This window comes from Acinetobacter sp. ANC_7504, from assembly GCF_056779995.1.
Map to the genome: position 1 here is coordinate 61,941 of NZ_JBWYIZ010000011.1, position 12,039 is coordinate 73,979.

Here is a 12,039-nt window from a genome sequence, read left to right on the forward strand (position 1 = left end):
TCTTTTAAGCTGTATTTTTTTCAATAGGTTCATGATCAGGATTCGTGTAACGATCTACAACAACACTAATCATCATATCTCCCTGCACATTTACCACTGTTCTGACAGTATCTAACAAACGGTCAATCGGCAATAATATTGCGATTGCTTCTGCTGGGAGTCCAACTGATTGTAAAACCATAATCATGGTAACCATACCTGCGCTAGGTATACCTGGTGCCCCTAAAGATGCAATCATTGCTGTCGCACACACAATCAATTGTTGTCCTAACGTTAAATCAAGCCCCATTAAATTCGCAATAAACAGCGCCGCCGCAGCCTCATACAATGCCGTCCCATCCATATTCAACTGTGTCCCGAGAGGGATCACAAATCCTGCAGTCTGGGGTCTTACTCCTAAATTTTCCTGAGCACACTTCATTGATAGCGGCATAGTTGCGGAACTTGAGCTGGTAGCAAACGCCGTAATCAAGGCTGCTCGTGTTCCCTTAAAAAATGTAATTGGATTCATTCTCCCGAAAATCCAGAGCAACAAAGGCAAAACAACAAGGCCATGAAAGATGGTCGTTCCCGTGACTACTGCTGCAAATTCTGCTAATCGACTCAGAACAGATAGGTCCTCCGTCGCGATTAACTTTGCCAGTAACGCAAAAATCCCTATTGGTGCGAGCTTCATCACCCAACCAATCATCAACATCATGATTTCAAAAAATTGCTGACTCAACGCTTTCACTGTTTTAAATTTTTCACCACCTTTAACGAGAGCCACCCCAATTAAAAGTGCAAAAACGACAACGGCTAACACATTACCTTCAGCAAATGCTTTAAACGGGTTTATTAGTGTATTTTGGATAAAGTTGGTAAAAAAACTCGAGGGAGTCAAAGTATCAGGCGTCTGATGCTGATTCATGGTCTCTTGAAAAATAGTGATGTCTACACCCTTCCCGACCTCAAAAAGATGCGCACACGCAAGCCCCAAAATCAGCGCCAACGTTGTGGTTGTGACACAACAAGCAAGGGTAATTTTCCAAGTTCTGCCAAGTTGGCCACCAGTCTGCAGATTGGAAACTCCGACAACAATAGAACTAAAGATTAGAGGAATCAGTAATAGTTTAAGTAGGCCGATAAAGATACTACTGGCAATCCCTAAGCCATACAGACTTCCGTTAAAAAATACTGTATCAGGGAATACATTTAACAAGAAGCCAAAAGCCACACCTAAAATTGCAGCAATTAAAATTTGCGTATTTAGACTCATGTCCTGTGCTTTTCATTTTGATTTATTAGTCGCACTATGCCATGAGCGCCCTCAAGAATCGATCATTTTTTCTTGTTAGCTTTGCAACCGAAACGAATAATTTATAAATACAAATATGAAGTAAAAAGCCAAATCTGAAGATTTGGCTTGAAGCATGGATCAATTATCTTATTGCGTTTGGATTTCACGAATTCGAATTAGACCTTCTTGCACTGTACTACAGACCAATTGTCCATTTTGCCACATTCGTCCAAAGTTCAATCCTCTAGAACTTGCACTAATCGTTGCTTCCATGTCATAGAGCATCCAATCATCTACACGAAATGGTTTATGAAAGTACATGGTATGGTCAATGCTGGCACATTGTAAACTCGGTGAAATATAACTAAGTCCGTGTGGTCGTAGTGCAGTTGTCATCAAAGTAAAGTCTGAATAAAAAGCAGCGATCGCCTGATGTAATGCATTTTCATCTACATCATCAGCCAAACGATCGTGTGTACGAATATAGTGCGCGTAAGACGGCGCTTCAGGTTGTGGTTGGAATGGATTGACTGGCATTACAGGCTTAATTTCAACATGACGATCACGCATAAAGCTGGCACGCACATTCTCTGGTACGAAATCGACAATCATTTTCTTGAGTTCAGCTTCAGATTTTAGCCCATCTACTGGCGGGTATTCTGGTTCAGCAACTTGATAATTGAGACCCTCTTCTTGGTCTGCAAAAGATACCATACACATGAATATCGTCTTGCCATGTTGAATCGCACGAACTTGGCGACTCACGAAACTACGCCCATCTCGGATTCGATCTACTTCATAAATAATGGGTGCATTAACATCTCCACCAAATAAGAAATATGCATGCAATGAATGTGCAGGGCGATCAGTTGTATATGAAGCAGCACGTAACGCTTGACCTAGAACTTGTCCACCAAAGACGCGTTTGCCAACCAAATTTTGGCTTTTGCCTCTAAAAATGTTTTCTTCAAGTCGTTCTAGCGTGAGTAAATCTACGAGTTCTTGCGTGAGCTGATTCATATCGGACCTATATATTTCATTGCTACGACATTAAATTGGTCCTGTTGAATTTAAACAGATTTTCCAATTTAATGACTCAATCTCTATCTTGCCATAATTTCCGAGTAAACAACTAAACTTTGCTTGACTATATTGTCATAAAACAAATTTGATATTTTGGCTAAAAATACGATTATTAACGAAAATTCATCCAAATTCTGTGCATTTTGTTAGAAAATGACATATTGTTTTGATCACAGATTTAAGAAAATAATTGCCTTCATTCGCGTCATGCGAAATTCGTCTTTGGCTAGGAGTATGTATGTCCAAGAATGGCTTTGGTCAAATGTATCGTCGACTTTCCAGTAAGTTGCTTGACCTCGTAGTAACACCGCATGTTCTTGGAGAGGTTCCTACTGAAACCCAACCTTCAACACCACCCACTGAAAATAACACGACTCACAAAAAAGTGGTGTGCTATGTATTACAAAATTACTCGCGTAGTAATGCGTTGGTGGTTGACGGCGAAACTCGTCGATTAAATCTCGCGCCAGCACTTGACCCACTCATGATCGGGGACCATAAAGAGAAAGCTGCTGTATTATTTTTACAACATCAAGATGAAACAAACTTACTTAATCCGCCACCCCATGCATTTCCACCTCGTCTCCTCAGATTGATCGAGATATTGGATAAGCACCCAGATACTGACATTGAACTTGTACCAGTGACTGTATTGTGGGGCCGCTCACCGGACAAAGAAGATTCATTATTTAAATTGCTATTTACGGACACTTGGGCAACACCAAGTACTGTTAAACAACTGATGAATATTGGTTTACATGGTCGCCAATCTTTTCTTGAATTCCATGAACCAAAATCACTGCGCGAATTGGTAGATTACGCACGTGTAACACATCCAAACTTGTCTCCTGCAACATATATCGTCAATCAACTCAATGATTATCTAGATCGTCAGCGTGAAGTTGTATTAGGTCCAGATTTGTCAGATCGTCGAAACGTGATGCAATCATTGATTAAATCTCAAGATGTTCAGGACGGAATTCGCAAAGAAAGTATCCGCTCTAAAATCAGTTTGATTGAAGCTGAGCGCCGTGCGATCGGCTACGTGAATGAAATTGCATCAGACTATTCTCATGCAACCGTACGTTTTGCAGAACAAGCCCTGACGCGTCTTTGGACTCAACTCTATGACGGCGTAGAAGTACATAATTTCAATACAGTTCGTGAATTAGCGAAAGACTACGAAATTATTTATACACCTTGTCATCGTAGCCATATTGACTACCTATTACTCTCTTATGTGATTTATAAGCGTGGGATGATGGTACCGTACATTGCTGCAGGTGATAACCTGAATATGCCATTCGTTGGTCAGCTTTTACGTGGTGGCGGTGCATTTTTTATACGTCGAACCTTCCGTGGAAATGCGTTATACACCACTGTATTCAAAGAATATCTATACAGTATCCTATCGCGTAACACGCCATTAGAATACTTTATTGAAGGTGGACGTTCACGTACTGGACGTTTATTACCGCCGAAAACAGGTATGTTGGCAATGACTGTGCATAGTCATTTGCGTGGTCGTGCTAAACCTATTGTATTTGTCCCGACCTATTTTGGTTATGAACGCCTGATGGAAGGTGCAACTTACGTCGGTGAAATGAATGGTAAGCCTAAAGAGGCCGAATCTATCTTTGGTATTTTACAAACCTTAAGAAAGATTGAACGCATCTTCGGTAAAGTACACGTAAACTTTGGTGAACCCGTCTTCCTTGATGAGATTTTGAAACAGCATGGTGCTGAACATATCAAAATTGAGAAGAATGATGACCCGATTCCTCAAGAAGTTTCTGATGCAGTCAACACCTCAGCAAATGCAATTCTTGAAAATATTAACCGTGCTGCTGTTATCAACCCAGTTTCGTTATTGTCACTTATTCTTTTATCGACTTCCAAGCACACGCTTGATGAAGAGATTTGTATTAAACAGTTAGATACCTATCGCAATCTTCTAACAGCTTTACCTTATGATCATCGAGTTCAAATCACACCACTGTCTGGTAAAGAAATCATTGCTTATGGTTTAAAACTCAAGTTGATTAAGCGTGTAAAACATGTCCTTGGCGATATCATTGCGATTGAAGATGGTCAAGCAGTATTACTGACATATTTCCGCAATAATATTTTGCATGCTTATGTCTTGCCATCACTGATTGCTGCGATGGTCGAGCACAATGGTAAAATTTCACAGGGCGATTTGATTAATGTCATTCGTACACTTTATCCATTCTTGAAAGCTGAACTTTTCCTTAAGTGGAATACGGATGAGCTTAAAGAACAGATCTGTAACTATGTTCAAGGTCTGGTGGAAGCACAGTTGATTACGATTGATGAACATGGAAATTTATGTAGCCCTGCACCTAACTCTGAACAACACAATCAGTTAGTCGTGCTTGCTGCTCCAGTGAAGCAAAGTATTGAACGCTACTACATGACACTTGCCCTAATTACTCAACGTGGCTCTGGAAATATTACGACCAAGCAGGTCGAAGATTTAAGCCATCTATTAGGTCAGCGTTTATCTGTACTTTATGAGTTCAACTCACCTGAATTCTTTGATAAAGCGCTCTTCCAAAGTTTTATCAAAGTTCTGACTCAACAAGGCTATATCAGTAATAACGAAGAAGGCGCAATAGTCTTTGATGCACAATTCAAAGAGGTTGCTCAATATGCCAACTTGGTACTAGATGATGTAACCTTACAAATGTTGCAACATATCACTTCATTTAACGATGAAGAGCTGAAAGAAGCTTTGGATGCAGTTGCTGATCAACAAGCCAAAAAACGCTTAAAACGCAAGAAAAAATAGTATCTAAAACCCTCCCCAGCGAGGGTTTTTTTATGCCTAAATGAGTTCTCGATAATCCTTAAAAAATTGAGCATGTTTCAATTTAAAACCAGTGCTTAACATTCGAGAGGCATAAATTTTCTTTCCACGCTGTGCCTCATTCAATAATTTTAATGGAGGGATGTTTAACTGCTTTTGGAACCACAGAATAATTTCATGTAATGGAATGGGTTGATTATTACTACAAATATAAGTTTTTTCTGGATGTTCCACGTGAAGTAAATGGACAAGAAAACCCGCTAAATCTTCGATATGAATTCGATTCGACCAATGCACATTGGGATAAGTCATTGTATTTTGAGCAAGCTGCATCATTCTCTTCACGGATACGCCATAAATACCAGTGGGTCTCACAATGATACATTGCTGTGGAAAGGCTTCTTGCCAAAGCTTCTCCATTGTGGCTAACACTAATGCTTTCTCATCTTGCGGATTGATCTCTGTTTGATCATCAATCTCCTCCCCTTGATCTTGTCCGTAAACGCGTGTCGACGAGACAACAATAATCTTTTGGATAGGATGCAGAGCCAGCTGATTTCTCATATGTGGAATCGCATCTATGAAAGCTGCTTTATACCCGTTTAGTGATGGGTCTTTAGGTGCAATCAACACGTATACTGCATCAATAGGCGACAATGTCGATAAATCAAGTTGGTGTATATCTTGTTGAAGATGCATAGCACCTGCTTGATCTTTCCTGCTTAAACTGACTGTGGTAATTTGATGTCCTTGTTGAAATAATTGTTTAGCAACATGTTGCGATGTTTTACCATAACCGATAAATAGAATATGCATGTAAGACCTATTCTCTAGTGTTATAAATTCAATTTAAGCAAAGTTGAGGGGACATGACTGCAGTCCATCAGTTGCAAGGTGTAGGAAACGCCGCTGCCGCTTTACTCGAAAAATTAAATATCTGGAATACGGATGATCTTTTGTTTCATCTGCCTCGAGATTATGAAGATCGCAGTACTATTGTGCCCATGGATCACCTTCAAGTAGGTCGAAGCTATTTACTTGAAGGCACTGTCGCATCAATGGATATGCCGCCCGGTAAACGCAAATCCATGGCAATATTATTACAAGATGATTTTGGAAAAGTCACCTTACGTTTTTATCATATTTATAAAGCATTGATGGATCGCGCAAAGCCTGGAAATCGTTTAAGAGTGTTTGGTGAAGTCCGAGTAGGCGCTCGTGGCCTAGAAATGTATCACCCAGAAATTCAATTGATTACGGAGCATACCCCACTTCCAAAAACGCAGCTAACCGCAATTTACCCATCAACGGAAGGACTCACTCAACCTAAACTGCGCGAATATATTAAACAAGCTTTAGCACAACATGCCCATGATTTACCAGAACTGATTCCTGCAAAATTTACCAATGGGTATGCTTTAAAAGAAGCACTAGAATATATTCATCACCCTCCCACCGATGCCAATATGTTGCAACTGGCTGAAGGGCAGCATCCTGCGCAGCAACGTCTCATCTTTGAAGAATTAGTCAGTCATCAAATTAGTTTGTTGACTCGTCGTGCATACATTCAACAGATCTCCGCACCTGCATTTTCAGCCAGTCGAACATTTGCCAAACAACTTCTCTCCATACTTCCCTTTGAAATGACGAATGCTCAAAAACGTGTTTCAAATGAAATTGTGAAAGATCTTAAACAAAACAAACCGATGCTCAGACTAGTGCAAGGTGATGTAGGTGCAGGCAAAACCTTAGTAGCAGGCATTGCGGCATGTCATCCACTCGAAGAGGGATGGCAAGTTGCTCTTATGGCACCGACTGAAATCCTCGCAGAACAACATTATTTAAATTTTAAAAAATGGTTCGAACCACTCGGCATCCAAGTTTCTTGGTTATCAGGCAAACAAAAAGGGAAAGCACGCGCTGCTGCAGAACAGCAGATTAGAGAAGGCTCTGCCCAATTGGTCGTCGGCACTCATGCACTATTTCAGGATAACGTCCAGTTTCATAAATTGGGTCTTGTCATCATTGATGAACAGCATCGATTTGGAGTTGACCAGCGTCTAGCATTACGAAATAAAGGGGCACAGGATACGACACCACATCAGTTGGTAATGACCGCCACGCCTATCCCACGTACTTTAGCAATGTCAGCGTACGGCGATTTAGATACTTCTGTGATTGATGAGTTACCCCCAGGGCGTACCCCAATCCAAACAGTCACTATTCCACTCGATCGTCGTGAAGAGGTCCTGCAGCGTATTGCGACAAACTGCGCTGAAGGTAAGCAGGCTTATTGGGTCTGTACATTAGTGGAACAATCAGAGACGTTAGATGCCCAAGCTGCTGAAGCGACTTATCAGGAGATTAAAGAACGCTTTCCGCACCTCAATATTGGTTTGGTTCATGGCAAAATGAAAGCTGATGAAAAACAAGCTGTCATGCAACAGTTCAAAGACAATCAATTACAACTGCTGATCGCAACAACTGTGATCGAAGTTGGAGTGGATGTACCAAATGCATCCATCATGGTCATTGAAAATGCGGAGCGACTGGGTCTATCTCAACTACATCAATTAAGGGGGCGTGTGGGTCGAGGTGCTAAAGCAAGTTTTTGCGCATTATTATATAAAAGTCCTTTATCGCAGAATGGACAAGAGCGTTTACGCATTATGCGTGAAACCAATGATGGCTTTTTAATAGCAGAAAAAGATTTGGAAATCCGCGGCCCAGGCGAACTGTTAGGAACGAAACAGACTGGAGACATGGGCTTTCGCGTGGCTAAATTGGAACGGGATGACCATCTGTTAACTCAAGCGCACTATGTCGCGACTCAAATTTTAAAAGATTACCCACATCAAGCGGATGCTCTTCTTAAACGATGGTTACCAGAAGCGCCTAGATATGCGTATGTTTAATATGTTCCTTAATCAACGAGCTCAGTTATAATCATAGGTACTCACAATAAAAATAACTTGAGCCATGATGCTGAGCCCTATTCATAACCTCTATCACACATTATTATCACGACGCGCTTGCCAATTATGCGGATTCTCTCCAACTCAAACCCACAGACTATGTGATGACTGTTGGACAATGCTTCCATGGAAAAGCCCTTCACTCATTCATCGACATGAAAGAAATATTTATGCTTGTTTCGACTATAGCTTTCCTATAGATCGCATTATTCACTTATTCAAATATGAACAACAACTTCATTATCAAACTTTTCTAGCACACACATTGCTAGAACTTAAACTGAAACGTTTTCAAGCGATTGTACCTATGCCTATTTCAAACGAGCGCTTGAAAGAGCGTGGTTATAATCAAATGATGGTCATCGGAAAAATTCTTTCCAAAAAACTGCAAATACCCATTTGGCAGCCAATTGAACGTTCAGCACAACACTCACAGAAAGGCTTAACACGTGTAGAAAGAATCGAGGATATTCAATCTCAATTCAAACCAATACGTTCAGAAAAAGGAAAGTTTAGAAATATCCTGATTATTGACGATGTCGTGACCACAGGGAGTTCAGTCAATGCGTTGGCCAATGCACTAGAAAAGCTCGGCTGTCAGAACATTCAGATCGCATGCATTGCAGCTGCAGAATATTGACACAGTCACTTTAAGTTTTAATCGGCATTAAAATGCTGCCTACACCAAGGAATCACGATTTCTCGAGTTAACGGTGCTAAAGGCGTAGCATCATCATCTAAATCGATCCATTTCATTTCAGCAATTTCTGCATGAATGTGAGGCTCTTGTTTAAGCTGAACTCGATAGAGATAACTAATCAACTGATGATCCGCTTCATTTGCAGCTTTGGTTTCAAAACGACCTATATATTGATCTATTACTGCCTCAGCGCCAATTTCTTCTTTAATTTCTCGCAGAATCGTGTCCTCAGAAGGCTCATTCTCCTCTAACTTCCCACCAACCTGCATGAAAAACTGGGTATTCTTTTTTCGAACCAACAACAACTGCTGATCGTCATTGGAAATAATCGCTGCTGCGACAGTAATGATTTTGCTCATGTATCTAGTTTCACCAAATCTTCTCGATCTTGGACACCCCATTTCGGTAGTGGTGCCTGATAAGACTCGAATTTTGACACAATATCCTCGATTGAAGTTGAATTGATTAATGCATTGGTAAAGCGAGCTCGAGTAAACTCTTGATCTGTCGTATGTTGAATGAATTGTAATAAACCATCATAAAACCCGTTGATGTTTAAAAATGCGCAGGGTTTAAGATGAATACCGAGTTGCGCCCATGTCCATTGTTCAAAAATTTCTTCAATTGTTCCTGCACCACCCGGTAAGGCAATAAAACCATCCGACAAATCTGCCATCAGCGTTTTACGCTCATGCATACTGGTAACAACGTGAAGTTCAGTCAAATTTGGATGTGCTAATTCACGATCCACCAATCCTTGTGGAATCACGCCAATGACCTTTCCACCAGCCTCTAATGCACTATCCGCAACAATCCCCATTAATCCTGAACGACCGCCACCATACACCAAGTTCTTGCCTTGTTGCGCTAAATATTTCCCTGTTTTCTTTGCTGCATCAGCATAAACAGGATCGGAACCTAATGTTGAACCACAAAATATTGCAATAGAATTCATTTAAAATTAGCCTTAAGTTTTTATAACAACAATTAAAATGATATGTTCTGTGTTTTTTAACCTAATTAATGATGGAATCGGTTTTTTTTCATGGCATCCTTGTCTAAAATACACCCATCGTTCACACACAAACTGCGCAAGGGAGAAAAGATAAAATGCTTGAAGCCTTTTATGCCACAGAGCGCGGTAGTCTAGAAGATGCAACGATCAATGGTGGGTTTGATTTACACCCTGAATTGGTTTGGATCGATTTAATTGCACCCTCTCAAGATGAGCAAGAATGGGTTTTAGATGCCTATAAACAAAATCTTCCAACACTAAAATCATTAGAAGATATTTCATCATCTGCGCGATTCTACCGTGATGATGATGGCATTTTACATATCAGTACGTATTTTTTAACGAAAAATAAAAACTACCAAGTCGATGGTGACCCTGAAGAGTCATCCAATATGCTAGGAACGGTTCAAACTGTTGCATTTATTTTACATAAAGATCGACTATTTACTTTACGTGGTGAAAAGCTCGTTGCTTTCCGTGCCTTTCGAGCACGTGCTCGCCGTAATGATTACGACATTGACTATAAAGATCCGACTTGGATACTTTTGGGTTTACTCGAAGCTAAACTCGATGAGCTTGCGGATATCTTAGAAGATATCCACAAGGATTTAGAACTCTACTCTACAGAAGTATTGAATGTTCGCCACCGTGAACAAATTCTTGATCTCGATGATATGATTACCCGTCTTGCTCAAAAAGAAGATATGTTGGGTAAAGCACAACTCTGTTTGATTGACTTACGCCGCGTCCTAACGTTCTTAGCCAGACCCCGTGCATTAGGCAGTCATATTTATGATGCTGATATTCGAGAACTCAGTGAGGATGTCCGCTCATTAGTAGAACATGATGCATTCTTGTTCCAAAAGGTTCGATTCCTATTGGATACCACTTCAGGTTTCATTAATACTGAACAGAATGATACGATTCGACGATTCTCGATTTTACCTAGTATGCTTGCTCCCCCGATGTTGGTGGCCAGTATTTATGGTATGAATACTGATGTACTGCCCTTTGCTCAAGGAACGACGAGCTTTGTTGTTGTCAGTCTGATTATCCTAGTGTTTCTATTTGGACCACTCATTTATTTTAGATGGAAAAAATGGATTTGAGCGCTTTGATGTCGCGTTTTTTAAACAACGTATGAAGTACCTTCTGTTGAGTAAATTACTATTTTAAAGCGATAAAAAAGCACCCTAAGGTGCTTTTTTATTTTTCAATCAAATCAATTTTAAATCATTTTCTAAATGGCAAGATTGAATGATTTTCATCATTTTTTCTGGCACAGATTTAAACTGTAAACTCGATGTTCCAGGTGCTTGACGCAATAAACGCACTAAAACAGCTAGCGCCAGAGTACTACCATGTTCAAGACCTGATAAATTTACAGTAAGTGGAAACTGCTTTACCTGCTGAATCAACATTAAACCTTGTTGATAATACTGTTCAGCATTGTCGAAACTAATTTTTCCAGAAACCATAATTTCTTGATCTTTGAGTGAAATCACAATTGTTCTCTGTTATTTTTTCTCAACTGCAGCTTCAGCATCAGGCTTGAAGTTTGCAATTGCTTTATTGATATCGCCACCATTACGCTTCACAGTAGCAGCAAACTGATTACGGAATTGCAAACCTAAGTCAATTCCAGAAACGTTGATATTGCGAATCTTCCACTGATCACCTTTATCAGCCAATTGGAACGATACAGGGATCTTCTCACCCTTGTTAATAAAATCAATCGTTACAACAGGGTTTTTAGTGTTAGATGCTTTATACGGACGAATTGTATATGTCTGATTAGAAAACTTAGAGAAAGCACTGCCATAGTTTTCAATCAATGTTTCACGGAAGTTCTTCTCAAACTGTGCGCGTTGAGCAGCATTACTATATTGATTCGTCGCATAAGTTCCCATCACGATACGAGTAAATGATTGCGAATCAATATATGGATCTAAATTTTGACGAACAATTGCGCGTACCGCAGCAGGGTTATTTTGTAACTTAGCTTGGTCTGCTTTTAAACGTGAAATTAAGCCATCAGCTACTTTTTTGATAAATGCAGGAGGAGTCTCCGTAGGTGCAGCAAATGCTGTACTCGCAATCATCGTCGATAAAACGCTAACAGTCAGTGTTTGCTTTACGAACGTATTCATTTATTTT

At 40.2% G+C, this 12,039-nt stretch carries 11 protein-coding genes; 4 read left to right on the forward strand and 7 right to left on the reverse strand.

Features of this window, described 5'->3' with window-relative positions:
• Nucleotides 1-4 precede the first annotated feature (4 nt).
• The gene (locus AC1M9F_RS11790; protein ID WP_481597850.1) at nucleotides 5-1,258 is read right to left on the reverse strand and encodes a dicarboxylate/amino acid:cation symporter; all 1,254 of its coding nucleotides are present in this window, start codon (nucleotides 1,256-1,258) and stop codon (nucleotides 5-7) included.
• A 168-nt stretch (nucleotides 1,259-1,426) separates the two neighbouring features.
• Nucleotides 1,427-2,299: an acyl-CoA thioesterase gene (locus AC1M9F_RS11795; RefSeq protein WP_481597851.1), complete on the reverse strand. Its 873-nt coding sequence runs from the start codon at nucleotides 2,297-2,299 to the stop codon at nucleotides 1,427-1,429.
• 301 nt (nucleotides 2,300-2,600) lie between these two features.
• Between AC1M9F_RS11795 and plsB the strand changes: the two genes are divergently transcribed.
• Complete coding sequence (plsB, locus tag AC1M9F_RS11800) at nucleotides 2,601-5,174, forward strand: glycerol-3-phosphate 1-O-acyltransferase PlsB (protein WP_180028255.1); 2,574 nt, start codon at nucleotides 2,601-2,603, stop codon at nucleotides 5,172-5,174.
• A 36-nt stretch (nucleotides 5,175-5,210) separates the two neighbouring features.
• Here plsB and AC1M9F_RS11805 read toward each other — a convergent pair whose 3' ends face one another.
• Nucleotides 5,211-6,008, reverse strand: a complete 798-nt coding sequence (locus AC1M9F_RS11805; protein WP_481597852.1) for an NAD-dependent epimerase/dehydratase family protein — start codon at nucleotides 6,006-6,008, stop codon at nucleotides 5,211-5,213.
• A 53-nt stretch (nucleotides 6,009-6,061) separates the two neighbouring features.
• Between AC1M9F_RS11805 and recG the strand changes: the two genes are divergently transcribed.
• Nucleotides 6,062-8,107 (forward strand): ATP-dependent DNA helicase RecG, encoded by a 2,046-nt coding sequence (gene recG, locus AC1M9F_RS11810; protein ID WP_481597853.1) that lies wholly within the window; start codon nucleotides 6,062-6,064, stop codon nucleotides 8,105-8,107.
• Nucleotides 8,108-8,174: 67 nt separating this feature from the next.
• Nucleotides 8,175-8,807, forward strand: a complete 633-nt coding sequence (locus tag AC1M9F_RS11815) for a ComF family protein (RefSeq protein ID WP_092768104.1) — start codon at nucleotides 8,175-8,177, stop codon at nucleotides 8,805-8,807.
• 17 nt (nucleotides 8,808-8,824) lie between these two features.
• On the opposite strand, the gene AC1M9F_RS11820 is transcribed toward AC1M9F_RS11815, so the two are convergent.
• Entirely contained in the window at nucleotides 8,825-9,226 is a 402-nt protein-coding gene (locus tag AC1M9F_RS11820; RefSeq protein ID WP_481596512.1) for an NUDIX hydrolase, read from the reverse strand.
• The gene (locus AC1M9F_RS11825) at nucleotides 9,223-9,822 is read right to left on the reverse strand and encodes an LOG family protein (RefSeq protein WP_481597854.1); all 600 of its coding nucleotides are present in this window, start codon (nucleotides 9,820-9,822) and stop codon (nucleotides 9,223-9,225) included. Before AC1M9F_RS11825 ends, AC1M9F_RS11820 begins: the two co-directional genes overlap by 4 nt.
• Nucleotides 9,823-9,977: 155 nt before the next feature.
• Here AC1M9F_RS11825 and AC1M9F_RS11830 point away from each other — a divergent pair, with 155 nt between their 5' ends.
• The gene (locus tag AC1M9F_RS11830; RefSeq protein WP_035265042.1) at nucleotides 9,978-10,991 is read left to right on the forward strand and encodes a CorA family divalent cation transporter; all 1,014 of its coding nucleotides are present in this window, start codon (nucleotides 9,978-9,980) and stop codon (nucleotides 10,989-10,991) included.
• Nucleotides 10,992-11,099: 108 nt separating this feature from the next.
• Here AC1M9F_RS11830 and AC1M9F_RS11835 read toward each other — a convergent pair whose 3' ends face one another.
• Together AC1M9F_RS11835 and AC1M9F_RS11840 are read right to left on the reverse strand one after the other, a co-directional pair.
• Entirely contained in the window at nucleotides 11,100-11,387 is a 288-nt protein-coding gene (locus tag AC1M9F_RS11835) for an STAS domain-containing protein (RefSeq protein ID WP_481597855.1), read from the reverse strand.
• 12 nt (nucleotides 11,388-11,399) lie between these two features.
• Nucleotides 11,400-12,032: an MlaC/ttg2D family ABC transporter substrate-binding protein gene (locus tag AC1M9F_RS11840; RefSeq protein WP_035265038.1), complete on the reverse strand. Its 633-nt coding sequence runs from the start codon at nucleotides 12,030-12,032 to the stop codon at nucleotides 11,400-11,402.
• Nucleotides 12,033-12,039 lie beyond the last annotated feature (7 nt).